This window comes from Nostoc paludosum FACHB-159, assembly GCF_014698835.1.
GTDB classification, from domain to species: domain Bacteria; phylum Cyanobacteriota; class Cyanobacteriia; order Cyanobacteriales; family Nostocaceae; genus Nostoc; species Nostoc paludosum.
In genome coordinates, this window is record NZ_JACJTU010000021.1 from 35,718 (window position 1) to 58,755 (window position 23,038).

Annotated in this window: 19 protein-coding genes and 1 tRNA gene; 6 read left to right on the forward strand and 14 right to left on the reverse strand. The window is 40.9% G+C overall.

Annotation, left to right across the window (positions count from 1 at the left end):
• The first annotated feature begins 55 nt into the window (after positions 1–55).
• Positions 56–5,866 carry an AAA family ATPase gene (locus H6H03_RS21050; protein ID WP_190957032.1) on the forward strand — a complete coding sequence of 1,937 codons (5,811 nt, stop codon included), beginning with the start codon at positions 56–58 and terminating at the stop codon, positions 5,864–5,866.
• A gap of 138 nt (positions 5,867–6,004) precedes the next feature.
• Here the strand turns inward: H6H03_RS21050 and H6H03_RS21055 are convergent.
• The 3 genes from H6H03_RS21055 to pdhA form a co-directional block, all read right to left on the reverse strand.
• Positions 6,005–6,076 (reverse strand) — tRNA-Lys (locus H6H03_RS21055).
• A 60-nt stretch (positions 6,077–6,136) separates the two neighbouring features.
• Complete coding sequence (locus H6H03_RS21060) at positions 6,137–7,006, reverse strand: aldose epimerase family protein (protein ID WP_190957033.1); 870 nt, start codon at positions 7,004–7,006, stop codon at positions 6,137–6,139.
• A gap of 344 nt (positions 7,007–7,350) precedes the next feature.
• Positions 7,351–8,385, reverse strand: coding sequence for a pyruvate dehydrogenase (acetyl-transferring) E1 component subunit alpha (gene pdhA / locus H6H03_RS21065; protein ID WP_190957034.1), 1,035 nt, complete (start codon positions 8,383–8,385; stop codon positions 7,351–7,353).
• A 769-nt stretch (positions 8,386–9,154) separates the two neighbouring features.
• Between pdhA and H6H03_RS21070 the strand changes: the two genes are divergently transcribed.
• The 3 genes from H6H03_RS21070 to H6H03_RS21080 all read left to right on the forward strand — a co-directional run bounded on the left by H6H03_RS21070 (position 9,155) and on the right by H6H03_RS21080 (position 12,373).
• Positions 9,155–11,509, forward strand: coding sequence for an IMS domain-containing protein (locus H6H03_RS21070; protein WP_199339025.1), 2,355 nt, complete (start codon positions 9,155–9,157; stop codon positions 11,507–11,509).
• 150 nt (positions 11,510–11,659) lie between these two features.
• Complete coding sequence (locus H6H03_RS21075; RefSeq protein WP_190957035.1) at positions 11,660–11,968, forward strand: hypothetical protein; 309 nt, start codon at positions 11,660–11,662, stop codon at positions 11,966–11,968.
• A gap of 12 nt (positions 11,969–11,980) precedes the next feature.
• On the forward strand, positions 11,981–12,373 hold the full coding sequence (locus H6H03_RS21080) for a hypothetical protein (RefSeq protein WP_190957036.1): 393 nt from the start codon (positions 11,981–11,983) through the stop codon (positions 12,371–12,373).
• 116 nt (positions 12,374–12,489) lie between these two features.
• Here H6H03_RS21080 and H6H03_RS21085 read toward each other — a convergent pair whose 3' ends face one another.
• The 7 genes from H6H03_RS21085 to H6H03_RS21115 all read right to left on the reverse strand — a co-directional run bounded on the left by H6H03_RS21085 (position 12,490) and on the right by H6H03_RS21115 (position 18,788).
• A complete protein-coding gene (locus H6H03_RS21085; RefSeq protein WP_190957037.1) occupies positions 12,490–13,122 on the reverse strand; it encodes a hypothetical protein in 633 nt (210 codons plus the stop codon).
• A gap of 14 nt (positions 13,123–13,136) precedes the next feature.
• Positions 13,137–13,775: a dihydroxyacetone kinase subunit DhaL gene (gene dhaL / locus H6H03_RS21090; protein ID WP_190957038.1), complete on the reverse strand. Its 639-nt coding sequence runs from the start codon at positions 13,773–13,775 to the stop codon at positions 13,137–13,139.
• A 1-nt stretch (position 13,776) separates the two neighbouring features.
• Positions 13,777–14,850 carry a dihydroxyacetone kinase subunit DhaK gene (dhaK, locus tag H6H03_RS21095; RefSeq protein WP_190957039.1) on the reverse strand — a complete coding sequence of 358 codons (1,074 nt, stop codon included), beginning with the start codon at positions 14,848–14,850 and terminating at the stop codon, positions 13,777–13,779.
• A 352-nt stretch (positions 14,851–15,202) separates the two neighbouring features.
• Positions 15,203–15,784 carry an HMA2 domain-containing protein gene (locus H6H03_RS21100; protein ID WP_190957040.1) on the reverse strand — a complete coding sequence of 194 codons (582 nt, stop codon included), beginning with the start codon at positions 15,782–15,784 and terminating at the stop codon, positions 15,203–15,205.
• Positions 15,771–16,070, reverse strand: coding sequence for a hypothetical protein (locus tag H6H03_RS21105; protein ID WP_190957041.1), 300 nt, complete (start codon positions 16,068–16,070; stop codon positions 15,771–15,773). The genes H6H03_RS21100 and H6H03_RS21105 overlap by 14 nt, the downstream gene beginning before the upstream one ends.
• A 38-nt stretch (positions 16,071–16,108) precedes the next feature.
• Positions 16,109–16,417: a DUF5132 domain-containing protein gene (locus tag H6H03_RS21110; protein WP_096535306.1), complete on the reverse strand. Its 309-nt coding sequence runs from the start codon at positions 16,415–16,417 to the stop codon at positions 16,109–16,111.
• A 73-nt stretch (positions 16,418–16,490) separates the two neighbouring features.
• A complete protein-coding gene (locus tag H6H03_RS21115) occupies positions 16,491–18,788 on the reverse strand; it encodes a heavy metal translocating P-type ATPase (RefSeq protein WP_190957042.1) in 2,298 nt (765 codons plus the stop codon).
• A 179-nt stretch (positions 18,789–18,967) separates the two neighbouring features.
• Here H6H03_RS21115 and H6H03_RS21120 point away from each other — a divergent pair, with 179 nt between their 5' ends.
• Entirely contained in the window at positions 18,968–19,144 is a 177-nt protein-coding gene (locus H6H03_RS21120; RefSeq protein WP_190957043.1) for a hypothetical protein, read from the forward strand.
• Positions 19,145–19,296: 152 nt separating this feature from the next.
• Here the strand turns inward: H6H03_RS21120 and H6H03_RS21125 are convergent, their stop codons facing one another.
• Together H6H03_RS21125 and def are read right to left on the reverse strand one after the other, a co-directional pair.
• On the reverse strand, positions 19,297–20,484 hold the full coding sequence (locus H6H03_RS21125) for an HMA2 domain-containing protein (protein ID WP_242057945.1): 1,188 nt from the start codon (positions 20,482–20,484) through the stop codon (positions 19,297–19,299).
• Between the two features lie 141 nt (positions 20,485–20,625).
• Positions 20,626–21,153 (reverse strand): peptide deformylase, encoded by a 528-nt coding sequence (gene def / locus H6H03_RS21130; RefSeq protein ID WP_190957045.1) that lies wholly within the window; start codon positions 21,151–21,153, stop codon positions 20,626–20,628.
• Positions 21,154–21,199: 46 nt separating this feature from the next.
• Between def and H6H03_RS41395 the strand changes: the two genes are divergently transcribed.
• Complete coding sequence (locus tag H6H03_RS41395; protein WP_277926173.1) at positions 21,200–21,331, forward strand: hypothetical protein; 132 nt, start codon at positions 21,200–21,202, stop codon at positions 21,329–21,331.
• 185 nt (positions 21,332–21,516) lie between these two features.
• Here H6H03_RS41395 and H6H03_RS41400 read toward each other — a convergent pair whose 3' ends face one another.
• Complete coding sequence (locus tag H6H03_RS41400; protein ID WP_277927400.1) at positions 21,517–21,651, reverse strand: hypothetical protein; 135 nt, start codon at positions 21,649–21,651, stop codon at positions 21,517–21,519.
• 18 nt (positions 21,652–21,669) lie between these two features.
• Entirely contained in the window at positions 21,670–22,902 is a 1,233-nt protein-coding gene (locus H6H03_RS21135; protein WP_190957046.1) for an HhoA/HhoB/HtrA family serine endopeptidase, read from the reverse strand.
• Positions 22,903–23,038 lie beyond the last annotated feature (136 nt).

The following is a 23,038-nucleotide window of genomic DNA, read 5'->3' on the forward strand; positions in this document are numbered from 1 at the left end:
AGTTAAGAGGCTTTCAGCAACTGGCGTTCAATAGTAATCACTCAACACTATTATCATGAACAAAATAAGAAACTATCAGATTCTTGAACAAATTTATGAAAGTGATAATTCATTAGTCTATCGAGGTCTCCTCAAGCCTGATAACCAACCCATTATCTTGAAGATTCTCAAAGAAAACTATCCTAATCCCTCAGAACTCAACCGCTATAAGCAGGAATATGAAATTACGAGTTCAATTAATGCTGATGGAATTATTAAAGCCTATGGGTTGGAGCGATATCAGAATAGTTTAGTAATGTTTTTAGAAGACTTTGGCGGTAGCTCTTTAAAAATTTTAATATCACAGCGGCAGTTTGCTTTAGAAGAATTTCTGACTATTGCTCTGAAAATAACTGAGAGTTTAGCGGTTATTCACAATGTCAATATTATTCACAAAGATATTAATCCCTCGAATATTGTCTACAACCCAGAAACTGGGCAGGTTAAGATTATTGACTTTGGCATTTCAACTCGTTTACCGCAAGAAAATCAGACGATTGGTAATGTAAATCGATTAGAAGGAACTTTAGCTTATATCGCCCCAGAGCAAACTGGCCGGATGAATAGAGGAATAGATTACCGTAGTGATTTTTATTCTTTGGGCGTCACATTCTATCAACTACTGACCAATCAGTTACCTTTTGAAACAACTGACCCAATGGAATTAGTTCATTACCACATTGCACAACAACCCGATGCACCTCACCAGCGAATTTACTCAATTCCTTTGATAATTTCTAAGATTGTAATGAAATTATTAGCCAAAATTCCAGAGGAACGATATCAAAGTGCTAGGGGATTAAAAGCTGATTTAGAAAACTGTCTTTATCAGTTACAAACTTTAGGAAAAATTAAGCAGTTTTCTTTAGGGCGTCAGGATATTTCCGAAAAATTTCAGATTTCCCAAAAACTCTACGGTCGAGAACAGGAAATCTCTCAACTCTTGACTAGCTTTGAGCGAGTCAGCCAAGGTGCTACTGAGATAATACTAGTTTCTGGTTATTCAGGGATTGGCAAATCTGCCCTGGTCAATGAAATCCACAAACCTATTACCCAGCGACGAGGATATTTCATTCATGGCAAATTTGACCAGTTGCAGCGAGATATTCCCTACGCCGCAATCACACAAGCTTTTAGTGACTTAATTCGTCAACTCCTGACTGAATCTGAAATAACCATACAAACTTGGAAACAAAAAATTTTAGAAGCTTTAGGAAATAACGGTCAAATTATTATTGATATAATTCATGATTTAGAGAAAATTATCGGTAAACAGCCACCTATTGAGCAATTAGGAATAACTGAAGCACAAAATCGCTTCAACTTATTTTTTGGAATATTCATTAATATTTTTTGCCAAAAAGAACATCCATTAGTTATCTTTCTTGATGATTTACAGTGGGCGGATTTAGCATCTTTGAATTTAATTGAACTATTAATCACTAACGCTGACAGCCAATATTTATTGATAATCGGGGCATACAGAGATAATGAAGTCACCCCTACCCACCATTTAATGCATACCTTAGAGCAAATTAAAAAGGCAGAAGTTAGAGCTAATCAAATAATGCTTCAACCTTTAGAAAATAAGTATATAAATCAATTAATTGCTGATACTCTAAATTGCCCCAAAAAAAAGACAACATCTCTCGCTAAATTAGTAAATCAAAAAACTGGCGGTAATGCTTTTTTTATAACGCAATTACTCAAAACATTGTACAAAGAAAAACTATTAGTTTTTAATGCCCATCAGTTTTCTCTGACCAAGGTAGTAAGCAAGGGGATATTTTGGCAATGGGATATTCAGGAAATTGAAAGAGTAAGAATAACTGATAATGTAGTTGAGTTAATGATTGGGAAAATTGAGAAACTCGATGAAGCCACCCAGAAAGTTTTAAAATTAGCTGCCTGTATAGGAAACCAATTTAATTTAGAAATTCTTTCACTTGTCAACAGAAAATCTCAAACAGTTACCTCTCAAGAATTACAGCCAACAATCAAGGAAGGATTGATTATTCCCTTAAATGATGACTATAAACTACCCTTGTTATGGAGTTTGGAGGAAATGTCAACTGATACTTCTGAAATTTCCTCTGCTTTTATCCCGAAATATCCAAAATCTATTCCTTATAAATTTTTGCACGATCGAGTTCAACAAGCCGCTTACAGTCTAATTCAAGAAGAAGAGAAAAAAATAATTCATTTACAAATAGGTCGTCTTTTGTTAAAAAATTTAACAGAAGATAATTTAGAAGAAAATATTTTTAATATTGTCAATCAACTCAACGAAGGTGCAGAATTAGTTACTGAACAACTAGAACGAGAGCAGTTAGCTAAATTGAATCTTCAAGCAGCTAAAAAGTCCAAGGCATCCACAGCCTATGAACCTGCTCTGAAATATTTAGAAACTGGATTAAAATTTTTAGCATCCAATAGCTGGGAATATCAGTATAAATTGACATGGGAATTACATTTAGAAACTTTAGAAATGTTTTACTTAAATACTCAATTTGAGCGATTGGAAAAATTTTCTCAAATTCTTATAGAACACAGCAAATATATTCTCGATAAAGCCAAAGTAAATCAGATCAAGATATTATACTATTCGACGATATTTCAAACTGATAAGGCAATAGATATTGCATTGAAAACTTTACTAGAACTTGGAATTACTATTTCTCAAGATTCTGGCAACTTAGAAAAGAAAATTGAACAACAGCAAGACTTTATCAAATTAGCTTTACAGGGAAAAAATATTGAAGATTTAGCTCAATTGCCTGTGATGACGGAAGAATCAAAAATAGCAGCTACACTAATATTACAACAAATTATTTCAGCTACACATACAACAAACTTTGCTTTATTTGTTGAAGTAATACTAACTCAGCTTAATTTCTGCATTCAATATGGAAATCCGCCTCATGCACCTTATATATACACTACTTATGGGATGCTTTTATGTAGCATAAAAAAAGATATTAATGATGGATATAAGTTTGGTAAGCTTTCTCTAAATATACTCAAAAAAATTAATACTCCCAAGTTAGAAGTGTTTGTTATACAAATGTATTATGGGCAAATATGGCACTGGAAAGAGCCTTTAACGGATATTATTGCACACAATAAATTAGTACATGGGTTTAAGATAGGTCTAGATACAGGAGAAAATGAGTTTGCTTCTTATGCAGCTATAAATTATTGCTTAATAAAGTTTTTATGCGGACATAATCTAGATGAAGTTGAGCAAAATTACCAAAAATATTCTAGGTCGCTCAGAAAATTAAAACACCAATTTGCTATTTATTCCATAGAAATACTTCATAGGATAGTAATTAATTTATTAAACCCAAACAATCCTAATAGCTTATTTATTGGTAATTCTCAAGCAGAAGAGGAAGAACATTTACAAATTTGGCTCCAGAACAGTAGTGAATGGTTAATATTTTTTATATATTTTGCAAGAACAGTTTATTTTTATTTTTTAAAAAATTATAGTACTGCTTTTGTTAACGGAATTAGCGCCGAAAAATTTGTCAAAGCTTCTAGCTCATATTTAACAGCTCCTCAACATAATTTTTATTCGTCGCTTTCGTATCTCGCTCATTATAATAGTTGTAATATCAAGCAGCAACAAGAATCAATTGAGCGAGTAGAAAAAAATCAAAAAATTATGAAAACATGGGCTAATCATTGCCCAGAAAATTTTCAACATAAATACGCTTTAGTGGAAGCTGAAAAAGCGCGATCGCTAGGACAAAATTGGCAAGCTGAATCACTTTACGAACAAGCTATTCAAGGCGCTAAAAAATACGAATTTCTTCATGAAGAAGCTCTAGCCTACGAACGTGCAGCCGAATTTTATATTGCAACTGGTAGGGAAGAAATTGGTCAATTTTACTTAAAAAATGCTCACTATTGTTATGTCCAATGGGGAGCAACAGCCAAAGTTAAAAGTCTGGAAGCCGAATATCCCCAATTATTGGTAAATATTAATAATCAAACAATTAATAATAACATTAGCAGTACTATCTCTACAAGTAACAATGATAGCAAGAAACTTGATTTGATAACTGTTGTCAAAGCCTCACAAACCATAGCTGGTGAAATCACTCTTGATAAGTTACTAAAAAAACTGATGAAAATCTGCATTGAAAATGCAGGTGCTCAAAGAGGTTTTTTGATTCTTGAGAGGGACAAAAATTGGGTCATTGAAGCTGAAGGAGCAATGGATGATGATAATGTTACGGTTTTACAATCTCTCGCCATAGATTCTGTAGATACTGTTCGCCATTTACCTCTTCTGTCGGCTGCTATTGTTAACTACGTTGTTCATAGCCAGGAAAATGTGGTTTTAAATGATGCAGAACATGAGGGACAATTTATCAGCGATCCTTATGTTAGCGGTGTGCAACCTAAATCAATTCTTTGTATTCCTTTACTTCATCAAGCTAAATTAAGCGGCATTTTATATTTAGAAAATAATTTAATCACACACGCATTTACTCCAGAACGCATTGAAATATTAAAAATTCTTTCTGCTCAAGCTGCCATATCTATTGAAAATTCCCGCTTATACGAACAATTAGAAGATTACAACCGCACTTTAGAACAAAAAGTTGAAGAACGAAATCAAGAACTCTTAAAAACACTAGAAGAACTCAAAATTACTCAAGAAAAACTCAGATTTGAAAACGACCTACTTAAAAGTTCAGAGCAACTTTCAAACTATGATTATCAAATTGGGGGTAGTTTGCCAATGGATGCTCCCACTTATGTTGTGCGTTCTGCTGACCGTTATTTTTATCAAGCACTCAGGCATAGCGAATTCTGTTACATATTAAATGCAAGGCAGATGGGTAAATCAAGCTTGATGGTACGCATGATGCACCATCTTCAGCAAGAAGGATTTAGTTGTACGGCAATTGATTTAACGCGCATTGGTAGTGACAACATTACCCCTGCTCAATGGTATTTGGGTTTAGCAGTGGAATTATGGCAGAATTTCGATTTGTTAGATAAAGTAAATCTTCCCTTTTGGTGGAATGAGTACAAAGATTTGTCACCAAATCAGAAGTTGAGTCAATTTATTGAAAATATTTTACTCAAACAAGTTCAGAGTGAAAAAATTTATATATTTGTCGATGAAATTGATAGTGTCTTAGGCTTAAACTTTTCTGTTAATGACTTTTTTGCTTTGATACGCTTCTGTTATAACCAGCGTAGTATCAACTTAGAATATCGGCGTTTAACTTTTGCTTTCTTTGGCGTAGCAACTCCCTCAGATTTAATCTCAGACCACAAGCGAACACCGTTTAATATTGGTCAATCAATTCAATTAGAAGGTTTTAAAGAAGATGAAGTTTATCCTTTAGGCGAGGGATTAAAAGAGAAAGTTAGCGACGCGATCGCCATTCGCAAAGTCATCAGAGAAGTACTACACTGGACTAACGGACAGCCTTTTCTCACTCAAAAGGTTTGTAAGCTCATTTATAACTCTTCATCTGTGATTCCGGCAAATACTGAAGCTCAATGGATAGAAAATTTGGTAGTGACAAATGTCATAGAAAATTGGGAATCCCAGGATGAGCCGGAGCATTTAAGAACAATTCGCGATCGCATTCTCAATAGCGATTTACAAGTTAACCAACTGCTAGAGCTTTATCGACAAATTTTACACCAAGGAGAAATACTTTCCGTTGATAGTTCAGAAGAAAAAGAATTGCTCCTATCAGGACTAATTATTAAACAACAAGGTTCTCTCAAAATCCAAAACCGTATTTACCAATTAATATTTAATGGAGATTGGATTGACCGACATATCTCTTAGCAACCGTCAACCCAAGATATACACCAGATTTCAAATTAGTGAACAATACTATCTAGCTCTAGCAGCTATACGATAGACTGTACTAATTCTGTTAGCGCAGCGGGGCCTAGCCCATTCTGACTTCTGAATTCTTTTTTATGGGTCGCCCGGGATTCGAACCCGGAACTAATCGGTTAAAAGCCGAGTACTCTACCGTTGAGTTAGCGACCCTTTCGTTCATTTCGCAACTTTGCCATCATAGCATAGACATCTGTAGATTTGTAAAGGGGTTTAGAAAAAATTTGCTCTCAAGCGTACAGATGCTGTGTAGCTACCGCCTGGGTCTAATATGGTTAGATGTTCGCCAGTGTTTAGGGAGTTGCGAGGAGCGCTCCAGGGTTCTAGACAGTAGAAGTCTTTGCCTTTGACAGTCCAAAATACCAAAATCGGATATTCATCGCCATAATCTAAAGTCAGTTTTAGCTTTCGGTTATTGTCCGTAACGCTAGCTGATTTACTAGTTAGCTTTTTGAAGGCAACATCAATTTCATCCTGGTTGAAGTCAAAATTGCCGTTGAAGGGGTAAATTTCTTTGGTTCTCTGGTCTTGATACTCCTGAGAGGGAATTTCAAATTCTAGCCCGTTTTTATCATGGGTCAGAAAATATGGGTGAAATCCCGAAGAAAAGGGCAATGATGCGGATGAAAGATTTTGATAGTGCTGGCGAATTTCTAAGGTATTACCTTGGAGTTCGTAAGTGAAAGTTACCTGAAACTCAAAAGGATAAACAGCCCGTGTTTGCTCGTTACTGTTGAGGACGAGGGTGAGACTAACTTTATCTTGAGTTACTTGGTCGGTGACTTGCCAAGGTAAATCACGGGCAAAACCATGTTGTTTGAGAGTGTATTGTTTCCCGTCGTGGGTGTAAACGTTATCTGGTAAATTACCACAGATAGGAAACAAAATCGGATTTCCGCCCCTGACACTCAAATCAGGGTTAGCAAAGCGTTCGGTGTCCAGATAAAAAATTTCTTGCCCCTGTATCCGCCAACGGGTAATAATACCACCGCGTTCTGGGACAACTTCCAGTTGAGAACCAGCCGCTTCATCTGAAAGGATGTAAGTTTTGTACTGTTGCTGTTGAACTGCAATGGTAAACACAAGTTTTAGTCCTAAGTTGAGGGATAGTTAGGAGTTAGGAGTTAGGAGTTTGGAGTTTGGAGTTAGGAATGAGGAGTTAGGAGTTAGGAGTTTGGAGTTTGGAGTTTGGAATGAGGAGTTAGGAGTTAGGAGTTTGGAGTTTGGAATGAGGAGTTAGGAGTTAGGAGTTTGGTGTTTGGTGTTAAAAATTCATAACTCATAATTCGCTCAGGAAATCAAAACAATGACGCTTCCTGTAGTTAGGAGTTAAATATTCATAACTCCTAACTCCTCGTCGCTCCTGACTCCTGACTCCTCACTCCTCACTCCTCACTCCTCACTCCTCATTCCTAACTCCCCAAAAATTACTCGTCTTCTGCAAAAACGAAACGATACAATTCGCTGGGGTCTGGTTCGGGGCTACTTTCGGCGAATTTTACTGCTTCGTCGATTAGTTCTTGAATTTTACGGTCGATGCCTTTGAGTTCTTGCTCATCCGCCAGGTTTTGTTCTAGTAAATGAGCTGCCAACTTCTTAATTGGGTCGCGGGCAAACCAAAATTCTTTCTCGGCTTTGCTCCGGAGTTCGTCGGGGTCTGCTAAGGAGTGACCCCGAAAACGGTAGGTCAGCGCTTCAATTAATGTCGGGCCTTCCCCAGCACGGGCGCGGGCTACGGCTTCTTGGGCAACAGCATGTACAGCCAAAACGTCCATGCCATCTACTTCCACACCCGCCATGTTAAATACGCTGGCTTTTTTGTAAATCTCTGGTTGGGAAGTTGCGCGATCGTGAGCCATACCAATTGCCCACTTATTATTTTCTACCACAAACAGAATCGGCAGTTTCCAAAGAGCGGCCATGTTTAATGTCTCGAAAAACTGACCGTTGTTGGCTGCACCGTCGCCAAAAAAGCAAGCTGTCACTTGGTCGGCGCTTTCGTCTTTTAACACTTCGCGGCGATATTTGCTTTGAAAAGCGGCTCCGGCTGCAACGGGAATTCCTTCTGCCACAAACGCATAGCCACCTAGCAAGCGATGTTCGGCAGAAAACATGTGCATAGAACCACCGCGCCCTTTGCTGCAACCTGTGGCTTTGCCAAATAACTCTGCCATGACTTCTTTTGCTGGTACTCCCGCACTCAAAGCGTGAACGTGGTCGCGGTAGGTACTGCAAACGTAATCTTCACCCGGCCGCATCGCTTGGATAACGCCAGTGGAAACGGCTTCTTGACCGTTGTACAAGTGGACAAAACCAAACATTTTGCCCCGATAATACATTTCAGCGCATTTATCTTCAAATAAACGCCCTAACACCATGTCTTCATATAACCGTAACCCTTCTTCTTTGGTAATGCGGCTAGTGGCAGCATTAAATGTGGGTAAAGTACGCTCTTGAACCATTATTTTCCAGTATCCCTGTTCTACAAGTTAAAGTTACGGTCTTAAATAAATTGGTCTGATAACGTCTGAGACTATAACAGGCTAACGTTAAGAGTCAACAATCAAACTTTAATTTATGCACCAAAAAAGGACTTTAGGGAATAGGTGGATTTTTAATTTTTGGGAAAGTGGATAGTGTCGGTTTGGATACCCCTCAACTTTCCCAGGCGAAATTTTAACTTTTGCGCCCATAACCCTGCGGGGATGTAACTTAAAATGCGACATCTGGTGTTTGGGCTTTTTTTGTCTCACCATTCCCCTTGATAGAGTACCAATCAAGATAGACTGGTTTCTGCATACCCATTAACAATTTAAAAAAAAATGACGCCAAAATTTCTATACCTAAATGGGTAATTGTAATTAAAAGTTAAATATGATATCATTTTTGTCTCTAGTTATCAGGGTCAACCCCCAAAAGTAGTAGTTTACTAACTGCATACTGATGAAAGTCCCGAAAAAATCTATAGACTCCTGTGACCACAACATTGTATGCCGTGACAACAGCAGTAGTTGTGGTTTATGGTATCGAAGGTCGTATTAAACAAAAAATACTAAGAATTAAGACAAAAAGCTTAAGCTTTCTAGGCGAAGGCGAAAAATTAGTACTAAAATGTGACTCAAAATTTCGGGAAGGTACAAAACAAGTAGTTGCAATATACACTTGTAGAGTAGATTCTACACGGCATTATTATGGCACGGTTTTACTGGCCTGGAACGCTCTAGGTGAATTATGTCGATCGCGCTGCAGGGGAAGTGGACTGTGCGAATTCCGCTAGATTACTACCGAATTTTAGGACTACCGTTAGCGGCAAGTGACGAACAATTGCGGCAGGCATACAGCGATCGCATTGTACAATTGCCAAGACGTGAGTATTCAACAGCAGCAATTTCTTCTCGTAAACAACTTATAGAAGAAGCTTACGTGGTTTTATCAGATCCAAAACAACGCAGTACTTACGATCACCTTTATCTCGCCCACGCCTATGACCCTGATAATGTTGCTGCTGGCACAATAGCAGGAGAAAATCCCAAAGAAAGCCAAAAAAGGAATGTTGAAGCCCAGAATTTGGGTATTGATGTTTCCCAAGACGAGTTAGTTGGCGCTTTGTTGATTTTGCAAGAATTAGGGGAATACGAACTCGTACTAAAACTAGGTCGTCCGTACCTAGTGAATAAAAACGGTGTTTCCGGTAACAATAAAGGCAATAATCTAGCAGACGAAGAAATTCCCGAAAGTCCTGAACGTCCCGATGTCGTTCTCACTGTTGCCCTTGCTTGTTTAGAACTAGGACGCGAACAGTGGCAGCAAGGTCACTACGAAAATGCTGCTGTATCCCTAGAAACTGGTGAGGAATTGCTGGTTCGGGAAGGGTTATTTACCAGCGTACAGGCAGAAATTCAGGCAGATCTCTATAAATTGCGACCCTATCGAATTTTAGAATTACTAGCACTACCCCAAGAAAAAACTGCCGAACGACGCCAGGGTCTGGAATTATTGCAAAATCTTTTGGAAGATCGTGGCGGCATTGATGGTACAAATAGCGATCGCTCTGGCTTAAACATAGATGATTTTCTGCGTTTTATCCAGCAATTACGTAACCATTTAACAGTCGCAGAACAACACAAGTTATTTGAAGCCGAAAGTAAACGTCCTTCTGCTGTGGCTATTTACTTGGCTGTTTATGCTTTGATAGCCAGAGGATTTGCTCAACGACAACCCGCTTTAGTTCGGCAAGCAAGGCAGATGCTAGCCCGTCTGGGCAATCGCCAAGATGTACATTTAGAACAGTCGCTATGTGCATTACTCTTGGGACAAACCGAAGAAGCAACTCGTGTTTTAGAACTTAGTCAAGAGTACGAAGCTTTAGTCTTTATTCGGGAAAAATCTCAAGACTCCCCAGATTTGTTACCAGGGCTGTGTTTATATACAGAACAGTGGTTGCAACACGAAGTATTTCCCCATTTTCGAGATTTGGCAAACCAGCAAGCTTCTCTCAAAGAGTACTTTGCTAACCCACAGGTGCAAGCTTATTTAGAAGCATTGCCCAACGATGCCCAAACAACTAATGAATATGGTGTAATTAATCCCCAGCTTTTTCAACAGCCACAAACAAATAATCCACGTTTTCCCAACAATTCAACTGGGACTTTTCGACAATTCGATCGCAATCCAACACCAGACCCAAATTTACCAGAAACACCAACACAACAAAGACCAGAATATTCAAACTTCTCGCAACCGAAATGGAATTCATCTGAAAGTGCCAAACCAGAAGTAACTGCTGCACCGCCTCCTACTGCTGAACGCACGACCAGGCCTAATAATCAGCATTGGAATGGTTCAGGTAGAACTACTACACCAAGTCAAAACCAAAAGCGTAGGCGAAGAAAACCTACTCAACCTGTTAGTCGAGAACGTATACCTGATAATCGTCCTCGTCCTCGTGCGCGGCGACGGCGGCGAACTTTTGCTAACAGTATAGAAGGGAAAACACGGCTGGTATGGAGAGTGTTTATTTCCCTAGTTATTATATTAGTTTTCTGGGTGTTAGCTACAACAGCTTTTGGATGGATAAAAAACCTATTTTTCCCCACGCCACCTAAGCATGATTTACAGTTATTTGTACAGATAAATCAACCACCAGTATTTATTCCTGATGTAAATAAGCCACAATTATCAGACGGTACTTTGACAAATGCAACGGCACAGGAAGTAATTCAAACTTGGCTATCTACCAAAGCCGCAGCTTTAGGGCCTAACCATCAAATTAATAGTTTAGACCAGATTTTAACTGGTTCAGCTTTGTCTCAATGGCGGCTGATTGCTCAACAAAATAAGTTAGATAACCGCTATCGCAAGTACAATCATAGCCTGAAGATTGAATCTGTAGAGAAAGGTGAATTATTTAGCGATCGCGCCGCTGTGGAAGCTACAGTCAAAGAAGCTACACAGTTATATGAAAATGGTCAATTTCAAAGTTCTTCTAATGACAATTTGCGAGTCAGATATGATTTAGTTCGATACGGAACTAAATGGCGTATTCAGAGTATATCGGTTGTCGATCAAATAAGTAGGAATTTTTAGTTAATATCTACGATTTTCCTTGCCCTTTAAGGATTTGAAGCTAAAAATATTATAACTTCTAACATTTATTTTAGAGGAAGCGTTTGAACTTACTTATTTAGCTTACTTAACTGAAATAAATTGTGCTTCTACTGTATCAGTATTAATTTAATGGAAGCTTTACCCGATAATTGGGCAGATATTCAAGCTGATACTGTATATCTTTCAATCAGTGGCCTACTAGTTTCGTTTGCAAGCGAACAAATAAAGCTGGCATTAAAATACGATCGTAAAGGGAAACATTTAAAAGCTATTGATAAAGGACAAGTCTCTCCTCGTGGTAATGTTGGGTTGGTACCTTCCCAAGAATCAGGCTACGATTTAAAATCTAAAGTCTTAGGTAAAGGTGGCGACCGCCGATTTCATGCAAAATTCATTGATGGTATATTACACTTTCCTGGTTTGGTAACAGAACATTAAAGCTATATAACTATGGCAAGACTCGAATTAAAAAATCATCAAGTTTGGCAAGATTTAACTGAAATATTAGAAAATTTAGATAGCAATAGACTTGCTCAAGAACATTTGGAAGAATGTGAGTATAAAGTATGTGGCTACTGGGACGATGAAGATGAATATTATGAAACAATTACTTTACCTCGTGACTTAGACGCAGAATTAGTCAGTAGTTCTATTGGCGTTAGTCAAAAAGAACGCTTTTTTCAGTTAAAGTTTTTCCTCATAGCTTCTAGTGCTGATACCACACAAGCACCGAATAATCACACTCAAAAGATTGGTGAATTAGTTCTTGTTTACAATGAAAATTTGGAATTTGTTGATGAAAATTGGCTTTTAGATATCGATTCTCCAATGCTTATGAAATAATATCGCTCACTTGAATACTTTAGTTAAAATTCTAGGATATCTGTTATAAAGACAATAAGTTGCTATATTTTTTAGTTCATATCAGCCTTGATGATAATCAAAATTTTAGCTATACTTCAAAGCTGAGCTAAATTTAACTCGACAAACGGAGTTAATACTTCACCCGTCCAAATGTCTTCGATTAATTCCATACCTCTACTTTCAGAACTGTAGATTGTTACCTTCTCATCTGGATTGTAATAGATAAATCGCAACTGAAAGTTACCTGGCTTTAGAGGTTGAAAAACGCACGTACAATTATCTCTATTGATGATGCTAAGCCCTAATCTATTACCCCAAATCTTAAAAATTTGTATCTTAGGGAAGAATATCAAACTTTCTCCTGGCATAACGAGAGGATAATCAGATTCTACGGGTGTTGGAAGCCTAATCCAACCACATTCCAATGGAATTGCCCCCTGTGCATCCACAAGTTCTAGAAATAAATTCAAAATAAAAAAACTAAATCGAAAGGGGATTGAGGTTTTATTAGTAATTCGTATACCAATCTCTACACAATGTTTAGGAGAAAAATGTCCTGGGAGTATTGCAAATACAGATTCAAAAGTAGCCAGAAAATCCAAAATACCCAGAAATTTCTGTACTAAATTTTTTTTGGGTAAGCACAACCTTCGCTCCGGTACTATAATTTCAAACTTAACATTATTCACTTCAACAGCATTAATTCCATTTGGTTCAAAAGATGTCATGGCACATTAGATGCTTATTTCTCAGAACTTTCTAACACTCCTAACAAACTCTTCAACATCAAATAAGCAGAAGTTCCTCCGGGATCTTGATGTCCAACACTTCTTTCTCCCAAATAACTAGCCCGTCCTTTTTTCGCCTGCATTGGTATAGTTTCCTCCAACGCTTTTTGGGCAGCCACTACAGCCTGTTGCATAGCTTCCACAGTACTTTGGTTTTCTTCTACAGCCTGCCGAAAAGCTGCAACAGCCGGAGATAACACATCTACCATTGTCTTATCCCCTAGTTGCGCTTTACCACGTTGCAGCACACCGTCTAAACCTGCTTGCAGCAGCTCTAACATATCTTTTTCTGTTAGTTCTTGCTTAAGAACTACTACTGCACTGGCTCGCAAAAACAAAGTGCCGTAAAGAGGGCCACTGGCACCGCCAATGGAGGAAATCAAGGTCATACTCACGGTTTTGAGAATGCTACCAATGTCTTTGTCTGCAACATTGGGTAACTGAGCGATCGCTTTTTTAAACCCACGATCCATATTTATCCCGTGGTCAGCATCTCCAATGGCTGCATCTAATTCTGTCAAATATGTTTTATTCTGCTCTATTTCCGATGCAAATGCCTGCAACCATTGTAATATCTGCGCCTGAGTGACCATATCAAACTCCCCACCGCCAACTAGGCGTTTTTACTGGTGCATCCCATAGCCGAATCATCTCATCATCTAGCTTCAACAGGGTAATAGAACAACCTTGCATTTCCAAAGATGTAATATAAGACCCTATTAAGTTTCGTACAATCTGCAATCCTTGTTGTTGGCAGATTTCGGCAAGTTTGCGGTAAACAAGATACAATTCCGAAAGCGGAGTTCCACCCATCCCATTGACAAAAACTAACAAGCGATCGCCTTTTACAAGTGGTGGATCGATGAGTTCCACATCAACCCATTCTCCCTTGTCTTCATCCCACTCGCGCACTATGCGAGTATATGCTGTATCTTCAATGAGCGATCGCGTCAAAATTTCGGTAATCTCATCTACTGATTTTAGATTTGTGCGTTCTATTCCTGGCTCCCCGTGAATACCGATACCTAATTCAATTTGGCGATCGTCCAATTCAAAGGTCGGCGTTCCTTTGCCTGGTGTTGTACATGATGTCAGAGCAATTCCCATACTCCGCCCATGCAAATTTACCCGACGACACAAATTTGCTAATTGTGATAAATCATACCCTTGCTCGGCGGCTGCACCACAAATTTTTTCCGCCAGTACTGTTGTTCCGACACCCCGTCGTCCTTGGGTATACAAACTGTCCTTGACTGCCACATCGTCATCAATCAAAATATTTAGCGATCGGATGCCCTCAGCATGGGCTAACTCCGTTGCCATTTCAAAGTTCATGACATCGCCACTGTAATTTTTGACGATATAAAGAATACCAGCCCCTCCATCTACTTGCTTGGCAGCTTCTAGCATTTGGTCAGGGGTAGGTGAAGTGAAAACTTCCCCAGGGCAAGCTGCATCAAGCATTCCTCTGCCCACAAAGCCAGCGTGCATCGGTTCGTGACCGCTACCTCCACCAGAAATAATTGCTACCTTCCCTTGAACGGGTGCATCAGCTCGATAGACAAAAGCAGGGTCATAGTTGACTTTAATTAAATCAGAATGAGCGACTGCCATACCCTCTAGACTTTCGCGTACAAAGTCTTCTGGCTTGTTAATCAGCTTTTTCATGGTTTGGTCACTTCTGACAAACAGTATTTGAAATCAGTCAACAGTTAACATACCCCAGAGCGTATGCTGCGATCGTAGTGCTAAAGAAAGCATAAAGACCAACAGGTGCAGGAAGCGATACCCAACGGACGAAACTGATAACTGATAATCAAGATACACGATTGCAGACCATTTAAACCGTATTGCCTTAAAAGCCAGACAGCAAGAGAAGTTGAAGTCTGTTGCTTATTGCCTGTTTCTTGCTATAAGCCTGCCCTTCAACTTCTCTCTAAATTATTTATGGGGATTATCTTTTTACTTTTTACTTCTTAAAAGATGCCATCGCCCTGCTTGCGTCCCTAGTTATGTATGTTCACTCATTAGTTGTTGATTGTGGTTTACTAACACCATGCAGTTTAATAAAGCTATCAAAGGCGTACCATGCCAACACATACCAGGGAATAATTTCAAATTGCAAACCCTTAGCTAGTAACTGTCTCACAGCAAGGATACTCAATCCTAAGGGAAAAATAACTCGCAAGTCAATTTCGCCTTTCGTTGCGAGTTCTACTCTTTTGTTTAAATTAAAAACTGCATTTGTAATGCCCACAGCTGCCTCCGAGTTACCCTCAGTAATATCGGCGAAAATAACTCCTAAATCTGTGAGTGTGGCAATTACATTTTTCAATGTCTCATCTTTGCCATCGTGTTCGATCGCAATACTACCGTGATGAATATTAGTCCGCACCTGATTAATATAAGGTTGCGCTGCGAGTGCATTAGCAATGCGTTGCATTTCCCCATTTTGACGATGGGGTAGAGCAACTCTCAAGCGTAGCCGTCCTGGAGTATTGCTGACAATTTTTGTAGATATTCGTTTGGAAAAATTGCTTAAAGCTGTTTGCTCAATAATTTTGGGCATCTCGGTCAGACTACCATGACTATTTGTCAACACACAACTGCCGTCCTGATTTGGAGTTGGATTTTAAAGAAGGGAGTGGGGATTGGGGAGATGGGGAAGTGTGGGGAGTGTGGGGAGTGTGGGGAGTGTGGGGAGTGTGGGGAGTGTGGGGAGAGAGGGGAGTGTGGGGAGTGTGGGGAGAGAGGGGAGAGAGGGGAGTGTGGGGGGAAAAAGAATTAATGCTTCCCCATCCTCCCACACCTCCCACACCTCCCACACCTCCCACACCTCCCACACCTCCCACACCTCCCACACCTCCCACACCTCCTGCTTGCCCCATGCCCAATGCCCCATGCTCAATTCGCATTTCTGAGAATTTTACACACCATTATCTAAGGTGTTGTCAACAGGGTTACTCGCAGCTTCAAATACTGGAGTTTGCTTGTCTTCAGCTAGTTCTGCCCTAGCTTCAGCTACAATATCTTCCCAGCTTTCACCAAGTTCTGCAAAGGCTCCTCTGCTTTTTTCGTAGGCTGCAAGTCCGCCTTTGATTACGGACTTGGCTATGGGTTTACCAATTCCAGCAACGAGGGGAATTAGGACGGGAGCCAGGATAACTGCGCCAATTCCAGCTACAATTCCCACAGGGCCTGCATCTTCAATGAAATCGGTAATTTTAGGTGCCATAGTTAAGATTCCTCCTGTTAAATTGAAAAATTGTTGTAAAGCTTTCTAACATACTCTTGTTAAAAGAGTTGTATCATCTTGCCGATGGTAGAGCTTTTTTTGGTGAAGGTTTGAGAATTGGACGCAAACCATTGACGCCTGCAACTACTGTTGAGCCGTTGTTGACTACTGTTGCCGCTAAGGGGTTAAGACCAAAGAACACGGCAACAAACATCGCTGCAATGTTAGGCAGGGCAACAATACTGGTGTTTTGATGAATTATTTGCTTGGCTTTACGAGCGATCGCGATCGCTTCTAATAAACCATGCAAGTCATTTTGCATTAACACCACATCTGCTGTTTCCCGCGCGATTTCCGAACCGTTAGCGAAGGATACTGAAACATCAGCGTAGGCTAAAGCAGGCGAATCGTTGATTCCATCGCCTACAAATGCAACTGTTTTGCCTTGTTCGTGTAGTTGGCGGACAACTGTTGCTTTTTGTTCCGGAAAAGCTTCGGCGTGGGTATGCTTTGGCGCAATCCCCAATTGAGCGGCCACAGCATTAGCTGTTCGCTTGTTATCTCCGGTGAGCATGTGAACTTCTACGCCATCAACTGTCAATAACTGGGTAATTACTTCCTGACTTTCAGGACGCAGAATATCACTATAGACTATTCTACCCTGAAGTTGATTGTTACTAGCGACATAAATCAGTGAGTCTCCTGGCTGATGCCCATTGAGAGGTTCCATGTCTACGCCTTGTTGACGCAAAAAGCGCTCGCTACCGACGTAAACAGTCTCGCCGTCAATCTCGGCTTGTACGCCTAAACCCAATTGATAGTCCCATTTACTCCGGTTGGGGATCGCTACTTGCTGTGCTTCGGCATAGCGAATCACTGCTTCAGCTACAGGGTGCGTCAGCCGCTGTTCAGCCGCAGCAGCTAGTTCCAACACCCGCAAGTCCGATGTTGCAGGATTGAGACTCTCAACTCTGACAACTGACACTTCACCTTTTGTAAGAGTGCCCGTCTTATCAAACACAACTGTATCAACTGCTGCGAGTTGTTCTAATGCCCGACCGCTACGAATCAGGATGCCGTGCTTGGCTGCATAAGTCAGCGCTGCCAAAACTGTTGTCGGAATTGATACCCTAATTCCCGTGCATAAATCTAGGGTAAGGACGCTAGCTACCCTTGCTGGATTGCGAGTTGCGGCAAATACCCCCGCACCAAGTAACAATGTTGGCACAACAGCTTTTTCGGCAATTTTGATGGCATAGTTTTCCATGCGGGTATCATGGACTGGCGCTTCTTGCATTAACTTGATGCTTTGTCCGGCACGGGTGTCATTACCCACCCATTCCGCCAAGATATAAATTCGTCCCTCACGCATCAAGGTTGAGGCAAAAACTGGCTGTCCTTTTCTTTTTAAGACAGGCATGGATTCGCCGGTGAGTTTCTGCTCATCTAGCAGGGCTTTACCCCGGAGGATGGTACCATCAACTGGCACCTGTTCCCCAGGATAGACAATGACTGTATCACCACGTTGTACATCCTGAATGGGGATTTGTTCTTTGACTCCGTTGCGTTCAACCCAGACGAATTGCCCTAAGGAACTGAGTAAATCTAGGGTTTGCAATTTAGAAGAACGGGCAGTACGATCGCGGATGTTTTCACCAATTTCAATTAAGCTTAACATCAACGATGGTGTGAGAAATTGACCTTGAACGGTGGTAATTGCGATCGCCAGAAAATCCAAAAAGTCAATGTTCAATTTCCGTTCCTTGACGATCCCTTCCACTGCCCTTTGGAACACCGGTAAGGTTGCTAGGGCAATGGTTCCCGCCACTATTAGAGGGGGGATCGGTAACCCCAATGGCCCTCCTAGCACAGCTAAACTGGTAGCCATAGCCGAAAGTTGTATCCCAGGCCAGGAATTCTCTACATCCTCTGTTGGTTGGGTAGCTAATGAATTGTTAGCTTTGGGCACAACTATTCCCATGTCATTGGCCGCCCCAATCAGATAAATCAAACGCGATCGCACCTTCGCATCTGCAACTGAACTGGATTTATAATTCACAACTAACGCCGCCGCAGCCGTTTTGATTCGGACATTAGTAAAGAGGGGATCGGCTTCTACTATAGCTAAAAGACGTTGAGCATAGTCGGCATCATAACGTAATCGAGGCACGCGCAACCTTATCCTTCCCCGAATTTGATGAACAACACTGTAGGTAACTTGAGCAGTATGTCTGCGGGAATGTCCATTTTTATCAGTCAGAGAAACTTTGCCATTCTTTTGCACTAAAGGAATTATCTGACTTTGTTTCTCTACAATCTCCTGAGATTTTTGAACTCGTAGGGATGGTGGTTGAACTGTGACTTGTGCCATTCGTTATATCTCGTATAAATTTACAAACTTTGTTATTCAGCGGACTGTTGATTTACGGAAAAGCGGTGGTCAGATCCCCGACTTTTTCAAGAAGTCGGGGATCTTGCAGCATCGAGACTGAAACGAGCTGTATTGACGGCCAATCTGGCCGGATTGGTTAATGGATTGGAGATTTGCTGATGCCTAAAATTTTGCTAGAGGCGATGGCATTTGCCAAACCTGCTGTTACATCCCTGGCAGGTTCAATCCCATTGGCTATGCGATATTACCGCTTCAAAGACGCTTTATTTGCAGCAACTCAATCAGACGTTGCTGATATTCTAAATTCTGACCGATCCCAGACACACATAATCTGACTTGGCTGTTATGTGTATGGGTGATGCTATGAACTACCCTTACAAATTGTCTGTAAGTGCGTAGGCGTAGTTCCTCGTAGACATCGCTTGAATCTAGTTGTGAGCTAGAACCCTCCATTGTTCTCCTCCAGTGTTCCTAAGTGTGGAACCGTCTATAACGGAAAGTTCGCCATTATGGCTAACGAATAAGACAAAGTTGCTGGTTTTAAATCAGCCCATAGACTTGATAAATTTAGATTTGTATTCTCTACTTCTGCCGTCCGACTCTCTTGTTGAGTTGTGTCTTCTAACACGTTTGTGTTGTCTGATTGTGCCGTATGACTCACATTTAAAGTTGTGTCCTCCAACACAGTTGTAGTGTCTGTTTGTGTTGTTTGACTCACTTCTTCTTGAGATGTTTGTGGTTGTGCAACTTTGATGGCATCGCTAGGCGGATTAGTTTGCAATGCCAACTCCATGAGATTTACCCAATGGCTGACGCTAATCTGGCTAGGCTGATAAGAAATGGCGATGGATGCTGCACCACTATTCACACGCACGCCGATGGTCTGGGGATCATTGTTAATCAACCTCTCTAGCCGCCGTCCATAGGCACGATCTTCAGCTAATCGAGGCAGATGAAATCTGATACGCCCCGGAATTGCATGGACTACACTGTAAGCAATTTTTGCTGGCTGTGTTATTGAGTTTTTACCCTTCAAATCTCGCACCTCTTGGTTCTGACCAAAAGCATTTCCCTTATTTGTGGAGTGGGCGTCTGGCTTGCCCTTTACTTGTTGTAACTTTTCCGATCCCAAAGCTTCTTCAAAAACATCAATTACCTTACGAGTTGCTTCTGCGGTAATCATATACACTGGAATCGATGCCAAGCCGCTGATCCCCAGTCCACCTGTGACTGCTAACCCTGTCATTAAAGGAATCAACGAAATAGTCTGTTCCTTCCAGAAATCAAGGGATTTCCATGCAGCAAAGGGATCTACTTGAGTGTTTGAGGTCGGCGAAACTTGAGCTTGGTGAATATTCAATTGTTGCAATAGCCCCAACACTTGTGGCAGTGACAGTTTTTTTGGCTCGAAGCTGACAACTATACTGCCTGTTTCCTCGTTGGCATCAACTTGTTTTATCCCATACTGCTGCCGTAAGGCTTGGGATATATTTTTGATTGTTGATTTGGAAATCCCTTCACTAGCGCGGATTCTTAGCCGCCCAGTAGTCGCATGAACAATTTCCAATCTCTTTGAAGGCAGTTGCACTTGTGACTGTGTAGCCGTATCGGTTGTACTGCTATTTTCTTTTACTTCATCACTTTGATGCTGGTGAGAGGTTAAGTCAGGAGACATACTTTTCTGCGGACTTAACCTCTCGTGACTACTAATAATATTGGTCATTTACCCGATAACTAGACCCAACCAGAGGTTAACGATAGGTTAAGTATAACTGAAACTTTCCGTTAACTATCATTCTCAAGAATTATTTTTGGATTAAGTCTTGTTAACTACTCGTTGTTGGTATTCCTGCTCAGTAATCATATCGAGAGTGTTTTCTAGGCGGTCTACAAATACGATGCCGTCGAGGTGGTCATATTCGTGTTGAAATATACGAGCGACGAAATCGCTTAATTCTTGCTTTTGTAGATTGCCTTGGCGATCGCTATATTCCACTTCGATAGTTTTATACCGAGGAACTAATCCCCTAATGCCTGGAAGACTTAAACAGCCTTCCCAATCTTTGACAACTTCGGTTGAGTGAGCAATGATTCTAGGATTAATCATAGCAGTAGGTTCCATTTCTGGGGCGTTAGGATACCTGGGATTAGGGCGGGAAGCCACAATAAATAAACGATAAGATTTTGCAACTTGCGGCGCAGCAATTCCTACGCCGTTAGCCTTGGCAACAGTAGCCATCAAGTCATCGATTAATTTTTGGATACCTGAATCTTGGATATTATCAACCCAAGCAGCTTTTTGGCGCAGTGTGGGATTGCCTAATTGAATGATTGGTTCAGACATAAGAAAACTCCTTTAGTAATTGGGCATTGGGCATTGGGAATTGGGTATGGGGCATTGGGAATTGGGTATGGGGCATTGGGCATTGGGCATGGGGCATTGGGAATTGGGCATTGGGCATTGGGCATTGGGAATTGGGCATTGGGCATTGGGCATTGGGCATTGGGCATCGGGGAGATAAGCTTGAACATTAAGCCTTAAAGCTTGAACATTAAGCCTTAAAGCTTGAACATTAAGCCTTAAAGCTTGAACATTAAGTCTTAAAGTTTGAACATTAAGCCTTAAAGCTTAAACATTAAGCCTTAAAGCTTGAACATTAAGCCTTAAAGTTTGAACATTAAGCCTTTGAACTCGAAACTTTCAATTTTAAATCTCCCTCATCACCTCATGCCCCATGCCCAATGCCCAATGCCCCATGCCCCATGCCCCATGCCCCATGCCCCATGCCCCATGCCCCATGCCCAATGCCCAATGCCCAATGCCCAATGCCCAATGCCCCATGCCCAACGCCCAATAACTTTATCCTTCACGTCTTACAGGTAAAGGAGCAGGTCGGACTGCTACTTGGACAATTTGTCCATTGCGCTCTACTTCTAGTGGTAGGACGGTACCGATTTTGCTATTTTCTACTAGCTTCTGTACTTGTTCAATTTTAGTCACAGACTGGTTATTGATGCTTTTAATCACATCACCTGCTCTAAGTCCAGCTAAGGATGCCGGAGATCGCGGCACAATTTCGACAAGCAAAACGCCTTCATCTGCTGTCAATTTTAGGCGATCGCCTGCGATATTTTTGATTCTTTCTTTGTTTTCTGGTGTCAGTGTCACCATTTGTACGCCTAAATAAGGATGATCTACTCTGCCTTTAGCGATTAATTCTTGGGCAATTCTTTGCACGGTGTTGATGGGAATGGCAAATCCCAAGCCTTGAGCGCCGCGGAGGATGGCTGTGTTCATGGCAATTACTTGACCGCGAGCATTTAGTAGTGGCCCGCCAGAATTCCCAGGGTTAATGGCAGCATCGGTTTGGATGTAATCAACCCGCTTATCACTAGCCCCAATATCGCTACTAGAACGACCTGTGGCACTAATAATCCCAGAAGTTACGGTATTGTTTAAGCCTAAAGGGTTACCAATGGCAATTACTGGCTCTCCTGGTTGTAAAATATCTGAGTTCCCTACAGCCAGGGTTGGTAGGTTATTGGCGTCAATTTTGATGGCAGCTACATCCGTTACTGGGTCTTCACCTAAAACTTTGCCGTCAAAAGTCCGACCATCTTTGAGTGTAACAGTCACTCTATCAGCACCGTCTACTACATGGGAATTGGTCAAAATTTGACCTGAGGAATTAATAATAAATCCAGAACCGCTACCTCGCTCTACCCGTTGTCTCGGCTGTGGTACTGCGTCTCCAAAAAAGCGCCGAAATAAAGGATCGTTAAATTCTTCCGGTACGCGAGAAGTAATTGTTCTGGAAGAATCAATCCTAACTACCGCAGACCCAGCATTTTGCACAACTTTTACCACAAAATTAGGATCTCCAGACGATGAGATAATTGGTGGAGGAGCAATTACCGGATTGGGAGCAATTGTGTTTTCAGGTTGAGGAGCGGTTTGTTGACTCTCAAAGGTTTTGGCTCTTATAAGAGAGCAGCTCCCCAGCAACACCACTATTGAGAGCATCCACAACCTCTGGGGCAAAGCCCTGATATTAATATTTTTGCATGTTAAGTCATGGTTTGTTGTCTTCATGTGTCGTTGCTTCTCCGTGTCAATGAGAGTGCTGAGTGGAGACGCGATTAATCGCGTCTCTACAAAAGTGGTGTTAGCTTTCTTAGGGAGTTTAGCGTGTGCTGAGTTAAAAGACCGTTCACTAGCATTGAGCTAT